The organism is Phaeobacter sp. HS011, from assembly GCF_018101215.1.
Classification (GTDB): Bacteria; Pseudomonadota; Alphaproteobacteria; order Rhodobacterales; family Rhodobacteraceae; genus Phaeobacter; species Phaeobacter inhibens.
This window is the reverse complement of sequence record NZ_JAGEUF010000014.1, coordinates 1-15,135: the sequence shown is the minus strand read 5'-3', so window position 1 is coordinate 15,135 and position 15,135 is coordinate 1. Positions and strand designations below refer to the sequence as shown.

The 15,135-nt window shown below is 63.6% G+C and carries 13 protein-coding genes; 3 read left to right on the top strand and 10 right to left on the bottom strand.

Features of this window, described 5'->3' with window-relative positions; all coding sequences use genetic code 11:
• Positions 1–6: 6 nt before the first annotated feature.
• On the bottom strand, positions 7–954 hold the full coding sequence (locus J4721_RS19190; RefSeq protein ID WP_247656216.1) for an NAD(P)-dependent oxidoreductase: 948 nt from the start codon (positions 952–954) through the stop codon (positions 7–9).
• A gap of 109 nt (positions 955–1,063) precedes the next feature.
• Here J4721_RS19190 and J4721_RS19185 point away from each other — a divergent pair, with 109 nt between their 5' ends.
• Positions 1,064–2,203: a polysaccharide biosynthesis/export family protein gene (locus J4721_RS19185; protein ID WP_102888880.1), complete on the top strand. Its 1,140-nt coding sequence runs from the start codon at positions 1,064–1,066 to the stop codon at positions 2,201–2,203.
• A 216-nt stretch (positions 2,204–2,419) separates the two neighbouring features.
• Here J4721_RS19185 and J4721_RS19180 read toward each other — a convergent pair whose 3' ends face one another.
• The 6 genes from J4721_RS19180 to rfbC form a co-directional block, all read right to left on the bottom strand.
• Positions 2,420–2,983 (bottom strand): hypothetical protein, encoded by a 564-nt coding sequence (locus tag J4721_RS19180; RefSeq protein ID WP_211003397.1) that lies wholly within the window; start codon positions 2,981–2,983, stop codon positions 2,420–2,422.
• A gap of 212 nt (positions 2,984–3,195) precedes the next feature.
• Positions 3,196–4,086 carry a glucose-1-phosphate thymidylyltransferase RfbA gene (rfbA, locus tag J4721_RS19175; RefSeq protein ID WP_102856215.1) on the bottom strand — a complete coding sequence of 297 codons (891 nt, stop codon included), beginning with the start codon at positions 4,084–4,086 and terminating at the stop codon, positions 3,196–3,198.
• Positions 4,083–4,931, bottom strand: coding sequence for a dTDP-4-dehydrorhamnose reductase (gene rfbD / locus J4721_RS19170; RefSeq protein ID WP_211003398.1), 849 nt, complete (start codon positions 4,929–4,931; stop codon positions 4,083–4,085). Before rfbD ends, rfbA begins: the two co-directional genes overlap by 4 nt.
• Positions 4,928–5,401 (bottom strand): metal-dependent hydrolase, encoded by a 474-nt coding sequence (locus J4721_RS19165; RefSeq protein ID WP_211003399.1) that lies wholly within the window; start codon positions 5,399–5,401, stop codon positions 4,928–4,930. Before J4721_RS19165 ends, rfbD begins: the two co-directional genes overlap by 4 nt.
• Before the next feature lie 124 nt (positions 5,402–5,525).
• A complete protein-coding gene (gene rfbB, locus J4721_RS19160; protein ID WP_211003400.1) occupies positions 5,526–6,578 on the bottom strand; it encodes a dTDP-glucose 4,6-dehydratase in 1,053 nt (350 codons plus the stop codon).
• A 3-nt stretch (positions 6,579–6,581) separates the two neighbouring features.
• The gene (gene rfbC, locus J4721_RS19155) at positions 6,582–7,136 is read right to left on the bottom strand and encodes a dTDP-4-dehydrorhamnose 3,5-epimerase (RefSeq protein WP_102884761.1); all 555 of its coding nucleotides are present in this window, start codon (positions 7,134–7,136) and stop codon (positions 6,582–6,584) included.
• A 210-nt stretch (positions 7,137–7,346) separates the two neighbouring features.
• Between rfbC and J4721_RS19150 the strand changes: the two genes are divergently transcribed.
• On the top strand, positions 7,347–8,798 hold the full coding sequence (locus tag J4721_RS19150) for a M10 family metallopeptidase C-terminal domain-containing protein (RefSeq protein WP_211003401.1): 1,452 nt from the start codon (positions 7,347–7,349) through the stop codon (positions 8,796–8,798).
• A 68-nt stretch (positions 8,799–8,866) separates the two neighbouring features.
• On the opposite strand, the gene J4721_RS19865 is transcribed toward J4721_RS19150, so the two are convergent.
• Positions 8,867–11,062, bottom strand: a complete 2,196-nt coding sequence (locus J4721_RS19865; protein WP_256440716.1) for a calcium-binding protein — start codon at positions 11,060–11,062, stop codon at positions 8,867–8,869.
• A 291-nt stretch (positions 11,063–11,353) separates the two neighbouring features.
• Between J4721_RS19865 and J4721_RS19140 the strand changes: the two genes are divergently transcribed.
• Entirely contained in the window at positions 11,354–12,610 is a 1,257-nt protein-coding gene (locus J4721_RS19140; RefSeq protein ID WP_211003403.1) for a DUF2793 domain-containing protein, read from the top strand.
• Between the two features lie 22 nt (positions 12,611–12,632).
• On the opposite strand, the gene J4721_RS19135 is transcribed toward J4721_RS19140, so the two are convergent.
• Both J4721_RS19135 and J4721_RS19130 read right to left on the bottom strand, forming a co-directional pair.
• Positions 12,633–14,054, bottom strand: a complete 1,422-nt coding sequence (locus J4721_RS19135; RefSeq protein ID WP_102877925.1) for a mannose-1-phosphate guanylyltransferase/mannose-6-phosphate isomerase — start codon at positions 14,052–14,054, stop codon at positions 12,633–12,635.
• A 126-nt stretch (positions 14,055–14,180) separates the two neighbouring features.
• Positions 14,181–15,135 (bottom strand): GDP-L-fucose synthase (locus tag J4721_RS19130; RefSeq protein ID WP_211003404.1); only part of this gene is annotated, 955 nt, incomplete at its 5' end.

Genomic DNA, 15,135 nt, shown 5'->3' with positions numbered 1-15,135 from the left:
GTGTCCTTATCGGGATCGAGAGTCGGGCAGCAGGTCCAGCACGCGCGCCTCCGCCACCAGATCAGCGGCTGTGGCAACAGGCAGGCACGCTGGCAGATCTGCGGCGCACGCGGGCTGTGCCGCCAAAAGCCCGATCAGCCGGGTGACGTCAAGCTGCACCTCGGCAATGGCCTGCGCGGGCGCGGGTCTGCGGGCAAACTCCAGCCCCGCCGCCTGCAACAGATCGCCCATCGCCACCAACCCGGGCTGGGCGATGTTCAGCACCTGCGGCAGATCGGGGCAGCGGATCAGGGTCGCAAGCACATCCGCCAGCGTCCGGGGACCGATATAGCTGCGCCGGGGCGTCTGCCCATCGGCAAATTGATCCAGACAGAATCCCGGCTGCCAGCCGCCCAGGATCGCATCGATGCCGGCAATATTGCCGATCCGGAGCAGGGTGACACCCAGCCCCAGCTCTGCGGCGCGGGCGCGGGCGGCCTGTTCCATCTCGGCCTTGGCCAGGCCATAGGGCGCCACCGGGGCCAGCGGGGTGTCTTCCTGCAGCGGGCCAGAGGCCGTGCCATAGACCGCCGCCGAAGAGGCCAGCAACACCCGCGGCGCCCCTGCGCCTGCGTCACGCACATGCGCGGCCGCCTCCAGCGCGGCCAGCGCCAGATCGCGATGTTGCACCAGCTGGCGCGCGCTCAGCTCCCGGCCCGCCGCACCGCCGGGCACCGGCCCCGCCAGACAGAGGATCGCCGCCGCGCCCCGCGCCGCCTCTGCCAGCGCATCCGGATCCGCCAGCGGATCAAGGACATGCCAGCCCTGTGCGCCGGCCTCTGCCCCCTCAGGCCGCGCCCGCCGCTGCCAGCGCAGATCCGCCGCGGCAGAGGCCCATTGGTGGCGCAGGAGCCCGCCAATCCGCCCGGAGGCGCCCAGGATCAATGTGGGTCTCAATGTGGGTGGAAAACGCATCAGCCCCCCTGTTACCGTAGTGCTTGCGGTTGACGCAGACTGCATGCCCAGTATCTTGCGGGGATCAAAAATCAAGCCGTTTTCGGATGTTTTCGAACTAAGGATCCCCATGCGCCGTCTTTCCCTCCTGCTTGCCGCTCTTGGTCTCGCCCTGCTGCCGGCAGCCTGCGGTCGCCTGCCCGGTGGCGCCCCCGCCAGCGAAGAGATCCTGAAAACCGCCGATGATGCGGATGCGGATTTTGCGCTGTATCCCGTCACCCGCGCCTTTCTGCCGACAGTGGCCCATTGGCCCGAAACCGGCCCGGAAAGCGGCGGTGCCCATCCCGGCAAGCGCCCGCTGAAATGGATCGGGGCCACCCAGGGCGCCAAGACCCAGATCATCCAGCCCGGGGATCTTCTGACCCTGCGGATCTGGGACAGCAGCGACAATTCCCTGCTGACCACCCCGGATGAAAAAATGGTGCAGCTGCAGGATGTGACGGTGGCGGCCAATGGCAGCATCTTCATGCCTTATGTGGGCAATGTGAATGTGAACGGGCTGACCCCGGATCTGGCGCGCGAAAAACTGCAGACCGCCATGGAAGAAATCGTGCCTTCGGCCCAGCTGCAGCTGGACATGACCGAAGGGCGCGGCAATTCGGTGGATTTGGTCAGCGGTGTTGAAACCCCCGGCACCTATCCGATGCCCGACCGCAATTACACGGTGATGGGGCTGATTGCGGCGGGCGGCGGCATCAGCGCCAGCCTCAACAACCCGCAGATCCGCCTGGTGCGCGGGCGCAGCATCTATGGCACCTCGGTGGAGACCCTGCTCAATGATCCGCGCCGCGACACGCTGTTGCGCGGCGGCGACCGGGTATTTGTGGAAGAGGACGCGCGCTATTTCCTGTCCTTTGGCGCCACCGGCCGTGAGGATCTGCACACGTTCACCAAGGATCAGATGTCAGCGATGGATGCCATGTCCGTCGCGGGCGGCTTTCAGGACAGCCGCGCCGACCCGCAGGGGCTTCTGGTGCTGCGCGAATATCCCGACAGCGCCCTGGCCCCCGGCCAGCGTGGCCCGCGCCAGCCCCGGGTGGTGTTCACCCTGGATCTCACCTCGGCCGACGGGCTGTTCTCGGCCCGCCGCTTCAAGATCAACTCCGGGGATCTCTTGATCGCCACCGAAGCGCCAGTGAATGATGCCCTGACCATCTCCAATATCATCGGCAACTTCTTCGGCGTCTTCAGCCGCGCAGGCGCGCTCTGATCCGGATAAGATTCTTGTATGAAACGGTTTATTGCCATCAATAGTGTAAGAGCCAGTACGTTTTTGAGGCACTAAAACTGACAGACCCACCATCACAGCCTCAAGTGTCTGTGGTCGTGTTTTGACGATATTTCTTAATTTTCAAAGGGTGCAGTCAGTTTGACTGCACCCTTTTGTATTTTACCCAACAAAGATCACCGAATGTGATCTGTACCATTACTTCTCTCCATTTTTTGCTGCTACAGGCAATATGACGAAAGCATCTTGGTCCGTAGAAAATAAATCTGCTGATATAAGGACGTTCAATCCCTGATTTGACGCGCAGAGAAGAGATTTTCCTATTTCGAGTGTTTTAAGGGGGGGGTAATCTTGAAGGAAAAATCCTCTGTACAAAGTGTACATTTTCATTTCACCTTCACATGTTGATAAAGAGGTCTGTTCGGCAGATGGCTTGGCGCAAGCTTCCTTGGCCTCACAATTTTCTAAAACCCACATAGAAGACAGAAATTTCTCCACGAAAATCGGTTGAATTTCTCTCTCCTCCAAAATTAGATTACTAATTATAGAAGGTTCGTGCTCAATTGATAACACCAAGAATTCTAAAGCCTCTTCAAGAGAAACCTTTAATTCGCTGCAAATATACTTAGCCTCACGTTCTCCTGTTGAGAAGATCTTACACCCTGTAGAGGCTTGAGGGCTTAGTTGAGTTTGGGCGTCGACACATGTCGTAAAAAATGTTGACACAAAAGCACATACCAAGATTTTGAAAATTGCATTCATTATGCTACGAACCTTAAAATTATAGCGATACGATATCGCTGTGCTCGCCATCTGTTCTCTTAGAGATGTAACTGAAGCCAAGGCGGCAGGTCCAGAGGCAAACAAGTTATCTAAGCAGATTCACAACTGATCGAATATACTCAAGCGAGAGCAACCGGACAGCTGATCCGGCTGCTATGCCCGGCCTGAGGCGGAGCCGTGTCGCGCTCTGATCAGTCCAGCAGCCGTTCCAGATAGGCACCATAGGCGTTTTTGGCGAACATCTCGGCGCGGGTGCGCAGCTGGGCCGCATCAATCCAGCCCGCCTCATAGGCGATTTCCTCGGGGCAGCCGGTTTGCAACCCCTGACGTTCCTGCAGGGTGCGCACGAAATTGCCCGCATCCAGCAGCGAGCCATGGGTGCCGGTGTCCAGCCAGGCATAGCCGCGGCCCATGGTCTCCACCCGGAGCGCATCCTCGTCCAGATACATCTGCAACAGATCGGTGATCTCCAGCTCACCACGTGGGCTGGGCGTGACCTGCCGCGCCCGTTGCGGCGCACTGCCATCCAGGAAATACAGCCCCGTCACCGCATAGTTCGACGGCGGCACGGCGGGTTTTTCGATGATCTCGCGGGCGCGACCCTCGGCGTCGAAATCCACCACACCATAGCGTTCCGGATCCGCCACGTGATAGCCAAAAACGGTGCCGCCGCTGGTCTGCGCATCCGCCGCCGCCAGCAGTTTCGGCAGACCATGGCCAAAGAACACATTGTCCCCCAGCACCAGCGCGGAGGGCGCGCCATCCAAGAACTCTTCGGCCAGCACAAAGGCCTGCGCCAGACCGTCGGGGCTGGGCTGCTCCACATAGGTAAGAGAGATGCCCCACTGGCTGCCATCGCCCAGAAGCCGGGTGAACTGATCCTGATCCTGCGGCGTGGTGATGACGCAGATCTCGCGGATACCTGCCAGCATCAGCACCGACAGGGGATAGTAGATCATCGGCTTGTCATAGAGCGGCAAGAGCTGTTTGCTGACCGCCATGGTGATCGGATAGAGCCGGGTGCCCGAGCCACCTGCCAGAATGATGCCTTTGCGGCCCGCGCCGGATGTGCCTGTGGTCATGCCCGCTCTCCCAGATCCTTCAGAATATCCTTCAGCCCGGCCTGCCAGTCCGGGCGTGTGATGCCAAAAATCCGCTCCAGAGTGCTGCAATCCAGCCGTGAGTTCAACGGCCGCGGCGCCGCGGTCGGATAGGCCGAACTGGGGATTTCCGCCACCGCACAGGGGATTTCTGCCTCGGTGAAAATCTCGGTGGCGACCCCGGCCCAGCTGGTCTCGGGCTGGCCTGCAAAATGATAGGTGCCGGATTTTTCAGGATCTGCGATCAGCTGACGGGCAATCTCGATACAGGCAGCGGCGATGGCGCGGGCCGGGGTGGGCGCGCCGATCTGATCGGCCACCACACGCATCCGCTCGCGCTCTTTGCCCAGACGCAGCATGGTCTTGACGAAATTACTGCCATGAGCCGACACCACCCAGGAGGTGCGCAGGATCACATGCGTCCCCCCCGCCAGGCGCACGGCCGCCTCGCCAAGCTGTTTGGAGCGCCCATAGGCATTGAGCGGCGCCACCGGTTCATCCGGATGCCAGGGGCTGCTGCCCTTGCCGTCGAAAACATAATCGGTGGAGAGGGTCACAAAGGGAATGCCCAGCGTGGCGCAGGTTTCGGCCATGACACCGGGGGTGGTGCCATTGATCAGTGTCGCCAGATCCTCCTCCGCCTCGGCCCGGTCCACAACCGTATAGGCGGCGGCATTGATCACCGCCGCAGGCGCATGGGCGCGGATCACCTCGGCGCAGGCCGCAGGATCCGTGAGATCCGCCTGATCGCGGCTCAGGCAGGTGACGGTTTCATCGGCCGCCAGCTCCCGCGCCACCTGACCGGTTTTGCCAAAAACAAGGATCATATGCGGCTCCTTTTACGCCATAGGTACAAGGCCAGAGCCCAGATACCCAGTTCCAGAACAAAGGTCCAATGCAGCAGGAAAGACAAAACCCAATGGGACTGGGTCGCGGGCACATGCACCAGCGTATAGAGGTGATCATTAAACGGCGCCCCCCACAGGATGCCGCCACCGATGGTGTCCAGCACCATATGCAGGAAGAGGGCGGCAAAGAACATCAACGCTGGGAGCAGCTGGGAGCGGGCAAACAAGGCCAAAACCGGCAGAATCAGAGCCGCAATAGCCCCCCAGAAAGCGGGCACATGCACCCAATAGCGGTGATGATGAATGCTGCCCTGATCCACGAAATGGAACCACAGCATGTCAAAATCCGGCAGCACCGCGCCAATGAGCGCGGCGGGCATCAGCAGCCGGTGCTTCTCAGGTGCCAGCCGTGCAAGAACATAGCCGGAGGGCAGATGCGCGGTCAGCATGAGGGAGCGCTATCCGGAAGAAATACCGCCCGGCTGTTAGGCCGGGCAGCGCCCGACCCTCCCCACGGGAGGGCGCTTCGTACCCGCCCAGGGTCGGGCGCTGCCCTTTGTGGCCTATCTGCCGTCACTTTCCCGTCCCCAGCCGCTGGCCAACGCCGTCGCGGCTTTGCAGCGCGCGCCACCAGCTCTCATTGTCCAGATACCACTGCACGGTCTTCTCCAGACCTTCCTCCACGGTGACGCTGGGCCGCCAGCCCAGTTCGTCGCGGATACGGGAGGGGTCGATGGCATAGCGGGCATCATGACCCGGCCGGTCCGTCACAAATGTGATCTGGTCCTTGTAAGATCCTCCGTCGTCCCGAGGCCGTTTCTCGTCAAGGATCGCACAGAGCGTCTCGACCAGCTCCAGATTGCTGCGCTCATTCTCGCCGCCGATATTGTAGCTGCGCCCCACGCGCCCCTTGGAGACCACCAAGAGCAGCGCATCGGCATGATCCTCCACATAAAGCCAGTCGCGCACATTGGAGCCATCGCCGTAGATCGGCAGTGGTTTGCCCGCCAGCGCATTGAGGATCACCACCGGGATCAGCTTTTCGGGGAAATGATAGGGACCGTAGTTGTTGGAGCAATTGGTCAGCACCACCGGCAGGCCATAGGTCTCGCCCCAGGCGCGCACCAGATGATCGCTGGCGGCTTTGCTCGCGGAATAGGGCGAGCGCGGATCATAGCCGGTCTCTTCGGTGAACATCACACTCGGGTCAGCAGGCAGGCTGCCATAGACCTCATCGGTGGAGATATGATGGAACCGGAAGGCCTCCGGGCGGCCCGCCTCGGCCCAGTATTTGCGCGCCGCTTCCAGCATCTGATAGGTGCCGGTGATATTGGTCTCAATGAAATCACCGGGCCCGTCGATGGAGCGGTCGACATGGGATTCTGCGGCCAGATGCATCACCACATCCGGGCGGTGCCGGGCAAAAACAGTGTCTAATGCGGCGCGATCGCGGATATCGACCTGCTCAAAGACGTAATTGGGGTTGCCCGCCACATCCGCCACATTGTCCAGACAGGCCGCATAGGTCAGCGCATCCAGATTGACCACCTGATGGCCGCGCGCCACCGCCAGTCGGACAACGGCCGAGCCGATGAACCCAGCGCCACCTGTCACCAAAATCTTCATCTCTTATCCTTCCCACACGAAGGGGCTGTCGAAGTCTTCAAACCGGGGTGCCCTGGCGTCCTTTTCAGAAAGAACCGGTGTACCGTCAAAGCCCCAGTCAATACCGCAGCTGTCCCAGGCCACCCCGCCGTCACAGTCCGGCGCGTAATACGCATCGCATTTATACAGGACTTCGGTGCCGGGGCTGCGGGTGATGAACCCATGCAGAAACCCCGCCGGGATCAGCAGCTGACGGCCGTTTGCCGCCGACAGCTCCACCCCGGTCCAGCGCCCGTATGTGGGCGAGCCCTTGCGGATATCCACCGCCACATCAAACAGCGCCCCCTGGCCGCAGCGCACCAGCTTGGCCTGGGCATGGGGTGGTGCCTGAAAATGCAGCCCACGCAGGGTGCCAACCTCCATCGACAGCGAATGATTGTCCTGCACGAAATCGAAATCCAGCCCCGCCTCGGCCATCCGCGCCTTGTTCCAGCTCTCGCAGAAAAACCCCCGCGCATCGCCAAACCGCGCCGGTGTCAGGATCTTCACCCCTGGCAGGTCCGTGTCTTCAATCTGCATGCCCTCTCCCCCGATCTGTTGCCGTGGTCCTGTCTTCTGTCCTAACGCCCAGACGCGCGTGACGCCACGGGAAAGGCACATTTTGCCTGCCGCTCTGCCCTGCGTGGGTCAAACAATGCGCCGACATATGATTTCATGGGAAATTAAACATATCTCCGCAACGCGCTGATAGGTTGAACGGAGCCACAGATAAAACAGAGGGATACAAAGATGCCAACCTATCAGGATTACCGGGCGCTTCTGGTAGACGGGGCCGACGGCTGGCATGAGGGCAGCGAGGTCATTCGCTATCACTTTCTAACCTCGGTGCCGGACTATTACGACTATGATCCGGATTTTGGCGATTATGACGTCGGCGGAGAATACCTGCCCGAGGGGGCGACGGTGAATATGGATCCCGCCGAGCGGCAGATGATGCTGCAGGCGGTGGCGGCCTGGAATGAGGTGGCCAATCTGAACCTGATCCCGGCCCGGGGCGGGACGGCGGATCTGACCTTTGCCAGCGCGCATTTTGCGGATGCCGGGCTGTTTGGTTTTATCGCCGATTTTCCAGACCCCTCCGATCTGGGCACGCGGCCTTCTCCCGCCGGAGATCTCTGGCTCAACAACAGCAATCCCGATCAATATGTGCCGGGCATCGGGCCGATACTGGGGCATACCAGCTGGAACACCTATCTGCATGAGCTGGGCCATGCCCTTGGGCTGCATCACCCCAATGAGATGCCCGAGAACCCCACAACCCCTGGCCAGTTCACGGTGATGTCTTACCTGCCGCATCCCGGTGAAGCGGATCTGGGCCAGGATCTTCAGGGCTGGGCGCTGACGCCGATGTTGTGGGATATGCAGGCGCTGCAGGCGCTTTATGGTGCCAATACAGAGACCCGCACCGATGCCACCAGCTATTTCGGGGACGGTGACGGGCGCGGCGATCAAGCCTATCAATATGGCGCGGATGGCATGACCGTGCAGGGTGGCGACGGGGTGGCGCGCAATGTCAGCCTGACCATTTGGGATGCCGGCGGGCAGGATCTGATTGATGCCTCCGATGTGGCGGGCAACAGCCGGATCGACCTGCGGCCCGGGCAGTATTCCACCATCGGGGCGCTGGAGAACAATGTCGCCATGGCCGCCGCCGTGCGGGAGGATGGCCGCACCCTGAACCTGATCGAAGACGCCTGGGGCGGGGCAGGCAACGACCATCTGACCGGCAATGGCGGCGCCAATGAGCTGGCGGGCAATGCCGGGCGCGACACGCTGGCCGGGGCGCGCAACAGCGATGTGCTGATCGGCGGGCAGGGCAGTGACCGGCTGCAGGGCGGCAAGGGCCATGACGCGCTGGAGGGCGGACGCGGACGCGACACGCTGAAAGGCGGCGCCGGACAGGACACGCTGGACGGTGGCGACGGCAATGACCGTATGGCCGGGGGTCGGGGCGCGGATGTCTTTGTGTTCTCGCAAGGGGCGGATGTGGTGATTGATTTTCAGAGCAACGACCGCATCGATATGCGCGCCACCACCGGGGTCTCGGATTTTGCCGATCTGCGCGATGATCACCTTGAGGTCCGTGGCGCGGATCTGGTGATCCGGGATGACAACGGCTGGTCGCTCACCCTGCAGGACACGGCGTTTGACGTTCTCAGGGCGGATGACTTTCTGTTTTGAGGGCGCCGCCAGTTCCTGCCTTATTGGTCTGATCTGATCCCGGCACATCTTCCAGGCCGGCCCCGGAATCAGAAGATAAAATCATCCGCGCTCAGCTCTGCCGCAGTCTGATTGAGCAGCAGGATATCCCCAGCCCCGGTCAGGATCAGCGTGTGATCCCCCTGCTGCTGCAGGGTCAGATCTCCCATATCTTCGGCGATACCTGCCCGCGCCAGACGCCCAAGGTGAAGGACATCCTCACCCTGCGTGAAATCGCGGATCCGGTCACTGCCATGGCCCGCCCCGAACACGAAAACATCCGCCCCCGCGCCGCCGGTCAGCGTGTCATGACCACCGCCGCCATCCAGCAGATCGTTGCCTTTCTGACCAAACAGCTTGTCCCGGCCGCTTTGTCCCAGCAGGCGATCGCCCTGGGCGCCGCCGCGCAACAGGTCGTTCTCTCCACCGCCACGCAGCAGATCCGCATCCGCCCCGCCCAACAGGCGATCCCCGCCGCGACCGCCATCCAGCGTGTCGCGCCCGCCCCCGCCCACCAGAAGATCGCGTGCATCCTGCCCCAGCAGCACATCATTGCCGGCCTGCCCCCGCAGCCGGTCCACCCCCTTGCCCCCCAGCAGCCGGTCATGCCCGTCATCCCCCCAGAGGCTGTCGCGCCCGTCGCCGCCCAGCAGCGTGTCATTGCCCTCCAGACCGTTGATCTGGTCGCCAGCGCTGCGCGCGGTGATCCGGTCGGCACCGCCGCTGCCATAGCGCATCGGATCCGGCGCCTCGGCGGGGGGCAGCATCCGGTCGGCAAAGATAAAGCCATCCGCAAAAAGATCCGCCGTCTCCAGACTGCCGCCATCCCGGCTTTGCACCACAACCTCGGTGCGGCTGCCATCCGCCGCCTGATGGGTGATCACGGCGCCATCGCTGCGGCTGCGGATCTGCAGCCCCTCCAGGCTGCGCAGACCGTCAAATCCCGACAGATCCAGACTGTCCTGACCCGCCTCAAAATCCGTAATGCGCAGGCTGCCACTGCGCCCCTCCTCGGCCGGGCGCAGCACAAAGACATCCGCCGCCGCGCCACCGCTCAGCACCGACCCGATGCCGCCGGCCAGCACATCCGCCGCGCCAGTGCCGCTGACCCGGCCGCCGTCGGTGGTGATCACATCGCCCAGCTCTGCCAGTGACAGGGTGAACTGCGACAGCCCTTCGGCGCGACCCGAGCTGGCAAAGATCTGCAGATCCCCCCCCACCACTGCCGCCGCCAGCGCGGTGACATTCTCCAGCCCCAGCCCGGCATCATCGGTGCCACTGGTATGGGCGAGGCTCGTGACATGCACCAGCTGGCCCTCAGGCAGAATCCGAAACAGCGCCAACCCGTCGTCGCTGCCCGCCGCCAGCACCAGCATTTCGCCGGCGACCTCGACCACCTCCAGCGCGGTGACCCCGCCAAAACGGGTGGCGGCAGTGTCCAGCACATGATCGCTCAGGCTCATCTGACCATCGCGCCCCAGCGCAATCAGGCTGAGCGAGCCGCTGCCCGCCGCCGCAACCACCGCCCAGCTGCTGCCAAAGGCGGTGAAGCTCTCCAGCGCGGTGGGTTCCGCCAGACCCAGCCCATCCGCCGCCCCCAGACTGTCCGCCACGCTCAGCGCGCCATTGTCGGGATCCACCCGGTAGCTCTGCACCCCCTGCTCCATGCGATCCGCCAACAGCAGCACCTGCGCGCCGCCCCCCAGATCCGCCAGCTCCAGCACCACCGCACCGGGGCGTGCGTAGGCCGCTGCCGCGCCACGGGTGGCGACCTCTGCGCCGGGGGTGCCGCCCGCGCTCAGCTGCCAGCCGCTCAACTGGCCATTGGCCAGCCCGTAGACCACCGATCCACCGCCGCTGAGATCCCCCGCCACCGTCGCCGCCAGCCCGGCAGCGCCCGCGCCGGGCAGGCTGGCCTGCTGCTGCGCCGACAGCTGGCCATTGCCGCCGATCTGGTGAAAGGCCAGGGCGCTGCGGGTGCTGCCCTCCACCAGCAACCGCGTCTCTCCGCCGATCTCGGTCAGGGTCGCCTCGCCCCCCGCCAGCCCCAGCGCGCGGTGATACAGGCTGTCGCGCAACACCGGCGCGCCGCGGCCCAGCCCATAGCTGGCAATGCCGCCGTTCAGCCCGCTGACCGCAAACAATTGCAGCGCGCCATTGGCTCCCTGATGGATTTCCAGATCACGCAGATCGCTGTCCAGCAGCTGATCATTGGCCCCGAACCGTCCTGCAAACTGTAGATCCATCCTGCTGCTCCCGCGCTGTGTCATCACCCGACCCGTCGAGGCGACTGCCCGGGGTCGGGATCAACCCTCGCGGGCAGGCGCGGCGGCAGAGCGGACGGGAATGGGGCAGAAACGCGGAGGTTGTTTACATATTGAAGACAATCCCTGCGGTCAGGCGCCCCAGAAACAATCCCCGCACGTGTCCTGCCCGGATACGACGCAGGTGTTGCGCAGGCGGCGCGCGCGCTCTTAGGGGCCGGGTGATCTGGCTGAGGCAGGATGACCCCATCCCCGCGATCAGGAGCCGCCAGAATGTCAGACCCCCTCTCTGAAACCACGCCCCGTCTTGCCCTGCCCTATCTGATGCCAGCGCAGGCGCAAAAACATGTGACCCATAATGAGGCGCTGCGCATGCTGGATGCGCTCGTGCAGCTGCGGCTTGAGGGGTTTGACGCCACCACCCCGCCCGCAATCCCGACCGAAGGGGCCGCCTATGGGCTGGCCGACAGCCCGACCGATGCCTGGGCCGGTCAGGGCGGGCGGCTGGCGATCTGGCAGGATGCCGCCTGGCAGTTCCTGACGCCACAGCCGGGCTGGCGCGCCTGGGTGCCGACGGATCAGGCGCTGCGGGTCTGGGATGGCACCCAATGGCAACTGCCGCCGCTGAGCGGCGACCGGCTGGACCGCTTGGGCATTGCCACAGACGCCGATGCCAGCAACCGCCTGTCCCTGCGCAGCCCCGCCAGCCTGCTCAGCCATGATGGCGGCGGCCACCAGCTAAAGATCAACAAGGCCTCAGGCAGCGACACCGCCAGCCTGCTGTTTCAGTCGAACTGGGCTGGCCATGCCGAGATGGGGCTGGCGGGCAATACCGATTTCACCGTGAAACTCTCGCCTGATGGCAGCAGCTGGGATGCCGCCATGGTGCTGAAATCCGCCAATGGACGTGCCGGCTTTGGCACCTATGATCCCGGCGCCCGTCTGGAGGTCAGCGGTGATGACAGCACGCTTCTGGCGCTGAGCGCGACGGGCAGTTCGCAGGATTACCTGACCGCCGGCGATGGCAGCGGCGCGATGTTCCGCCTGAGCCAGACCGGTAATGGCTATTGCGATGGCGCCTGGACCGGCGGCGGCGCGGATTATGCGGAATTCTTCGAATGGGAGGATGGCAATCCGGACGGAGAAGACCGGCGCGGGGTCTCCGTGGTGATGGCCGGCGACCGGATCCGCGCCGCCCAGCCCGGTGAAACGCCGATCGGGGTGATTTCCACAACCCCGTCGATCCTCGGCAATGACGACGGCGGGCGCTGGCAGGGTCGCAGCCTGCGCGATGGCTTTGGCGCCATGCTGCGAGAGGCCGGCGGCGCGCCCTGTCTCAATCCGGCCTATGACCCCACCCGCCCCTATCGCAGCCGCGCCGAGCGGGTGGAATGGGATATGGTCGGCCTCCTGGGCCGGCTGCGCCTGCGCACAGGCCAGCCCACCGATCCCCGCTGGATCCGCCTGCGCGCGCTGCGGCCCGGCAAAAACACCCCACCCGAGGGGCTGGAAGACTGGCTGATCCGCTAGGGTCAAGAACCAGACCCAACCGTCACTTGCGGGCGTAGATGTCCTCGTAGCGGATGATGTCATCCTCGCCGAGATAGCTGCCGGTCTGCACCTCAATGAGAACCATCGGCACCTTGCCGGGGTTCTCCATCCGGTGCACCGCGCCCAGGGGGATATAGACCGACTGGTTTTCGCTCACCAGCTGCACGCTGTCATCCACCGTCACCTTGGCGGTGCCTTCCACCACGATCCAATGTTCCGAACGGTGGTGATGGCTCTGCAGGCTGAGCGCCGCGCCGGGGTGGACATGGATGCGTTTCACCTGAAACCGTTCGCCCACCACCAGGCTCTCAAACCAGCCCCAGGGCCGGTGATCCTTGGGGAAAGCCTCGGCCTGACGGGCGGATTTCGCCTTCAGCGCAGCGACGGCTTTCTTGACCTCCTGCGCGCGGGAGGCATCGGCCACCAGCACCGCATCAGGCATCGCCACGGCGATCACGTCTTTCAGCCCGATGCCGACAACCTCCAGCCCGTCATCCTCCGAGCGCAGCAGGCTGTTGCTGCACTCAATGGCGGTGGCGCGGCCCTGGGTGACAATACCATCGCCATCCGGACCACTTTCACGCCAGACCGCATCCCAGCCCCCCAGATCGGACCAGCCGCCCGCATAGGGCACCACCGCGAGATTCTCTGCCCGCTCCATCACCGCATAGTCGATGGAGATATCCGCGGCCCCGTCCCAGGCCGCCGGGTCCAGCCGCAGAAAGCCCAGATCCGGCTCCCCCTGATCCACGGCGCCCTGCACCGGCACCATCAGATCCGGCGCATGGGTCTCAAAGGCGGCGATGATCGCCTTGACTGAGAACAAAAAGATGCCTGCGTTCCACAGGAACTGACCGGAGGCCAGCATATCCTCGGCGGTGGCCAGATCCGGTTTTTCGACAAAGCGTTTCAGCCCGATCACCTTGGGGCTGAAATCACCGGGATCGCCATCCAGTTCGAGATAGCCATAGCCGGTCTCGGCCCGGTCCGGTTTGATCCCAAAGGTGACCAGCTGGCCCGCCCGCGCCGCCGGTTCCGCCGCCGCTACCGCCGCACGGAAGGCTGCCGCATCGGGCACCACATGATCCGAGGGCGCCACCAGCATCAGCCCCTCCGGGTCGCGCGCCCGCAGCCAGAGGGCCGCCGCCAGCACCGCAGGGGCGGTGTTGCGTCCCGCCGGTTCGATCAGGATGGCGCCCGGATCAATGCCCGCCTCCGCCAGCTGTTCGGTGACAATGAAGCGGAAATCCGAATTGGTCAGCACCATCGGGGCGGCAAACCCCTCGCCCGACAGGCGCAGGGCGGAGGCCTGAAACAGCGTGGTTTCCCCCACCAGAGGGACAAATTGCTTCGGGTAGCTTTTGCGCGACAGCGGCCACAGCCGTGTGCCCGAGCCGCCGCACAGAAGAATGGGGGTGATCATGGGCTGTCCCTTTCCGACCGGTCTGCGGGTCTTAGTCTGACCTGTTTGAGGCAAATGTCTGCCCGGTTTCCGGGCCATCTCCCTGTCTTTTCTGGGCCTTTTTTGCGGCGATGGCCAGCGGGCAGGTTATTTGCTGCGCAGGCTGGCCTGATCCTGCTGCAGATACCATTCATAGGTCTGGGCAATCCCGTCGCGCAGCGCAATTTCGGCCTGCCAGCCCAGACGCGCCAGCCGTGAGACATCCATCAGCTTGCGCGGGGTGCCATCGGGCTGCTCCGGGTTGGTCCGGATTTCACCATCAAAGCCCACCACCCCGGCCACCATCTGCGCCAGCTCCAGGATCGAGATATCCTGCCCGCAGCCCACGTTGATATGGCTCAGCATCGGGCTGGTTTCGCGCTGATAGGTCGCCGGGTCCAGATCCAGCACAAACAGCGAGGCCGCCGCCATGTCATCCACATGCAGGAATTCGCGCCGGGGCGTGCCGGTGCCCCAGATTGTCACATGATCCTCGCCGGCCCGCGCCGCCGCATCAAAGCGGCGAATGAGCGCCGGCAGAACATGGCTGTTTTCGGGGTGAAAATTATCGCCCGGCCCATAAAGATTGGTCGGCATCACCGAGCGGTAGTCGCGACCATATTGGCGGTTGTAACTCTCGCAGAGCTTGATGCCCGCGATCTTGGCAATGGCATAGGGCTCATTGGTGGCCTCCAGCACATCACTCAGCAGCGCCGCCTCGGCCATCGGCTGCGGAGCATGTTTGGGGTAGATGCAGCTGGATCCCAGCTGCAACAGCCGCTCAACACCCTGCTGATGGGCGGCATGGATCACATTGCATTCCATCATCAGGTTTTCATAGATGAACTGCGCCGGATAGGCGTTGTTGGCATGAATGCCGCCCACTTTGGCCGCCGCCAGCACCACCTGATCGGGGCGTTCTGCGGCAAAAAACGCCTGCACCATGGCCTGATCGGTCAGATCCAGCTCAGCACTGGTCCGGGTGATCAGCTGGATGTTGTCCCCCGCTGCGCGCCGCGCCTGCAAACGGCGCAGGATGGCGCCCCCCACCATGCCGCGATGA

Bases quoted from the DNA above. Each gene is read 5' to 3' on its own strand.
- J4721_RS19190 (WP_247656216.1), bottom strand. From the start codon at position 954: ATGCGTTTTCCACCCACATTGAGACCCACATTGATCCTGGGCGCCTCC.
- J4721_RS19185 (WP_102888880.1), top strand. From the start codon at position 1,064: ATGCGCCGTCTTTCCCTCCTGCTTGCCGCTCTTGGTCTCGCCCTGCTG.
- J4721_RS19180 (WP_211003397.1), bottom strand. From the start codon at position 2,983: ATGAATGCAATTTTCAAAATCTTGGTATGTGCTTTTGTGTCAACATTT.
- rfbA (WP_102856215.1), bottom strand. From the start codon at position 4,086: ATGACCACAGGCACATCCGGCGCGGGCCGCAAAGGCATCATTCTGGCA.
- rfbD (WP_211003398.1), bottom strand. From the start codon at position 4,931: ATGATCCTTGTTTTTGGCAAAACCGGTCAGGTGGCGCGGGAGCTGGCG.
- J4721_RS19165 (WP_211003399.1), bottom strand. From the start codon at position 5,401: ATGCTGACCGCGCATCTGCCCTCCGGCTATGTTCTTGCACGGCTGGCA.
- rfbB (WP_211003400.1), bottom strand. From the start codon at position 6,578: ATGAAGATTTTGGTGACAGGTGGCGCTGGGTTCATCGGCTCGGCCGTT.
- rfbC (WP_102884761.1), bottom strand. From the start codon at position 7,136: ATGCAGATTGAAGACACGGACCTGCCAGGGGTGAAGATCCTGACACCG.
- J4721_RS19150 (WP_211003401.1), top strand. From the start codon at position 7,347: ATGCCAACCTATCAGGATTACCGGGCGCTTCTGGTAGACGGGGCCGAC.
- J4721_RS19865 (WP_256440716.1), bottom strand. From the start codon at position 11,062: ATGGATCTACAGTTTGCAGGACGGTTCGGGGCCAATGATCAGCTGCTG.
- J4721_RS19140 (WP_211003403.1), top strand. From the start codon at position 11,354: ATGTCAGACCCCCTCTCTGAAACCACGCCCCGTCTTGCCCTGCCCTAT.
- J4721_RS19135 (WP_102877925.1), bottom strand. From the start codon at position 14,054: ATGATCACCCCCATTCTTCTGTGCGGCGGCTCGGGCACACGGCTGTGG.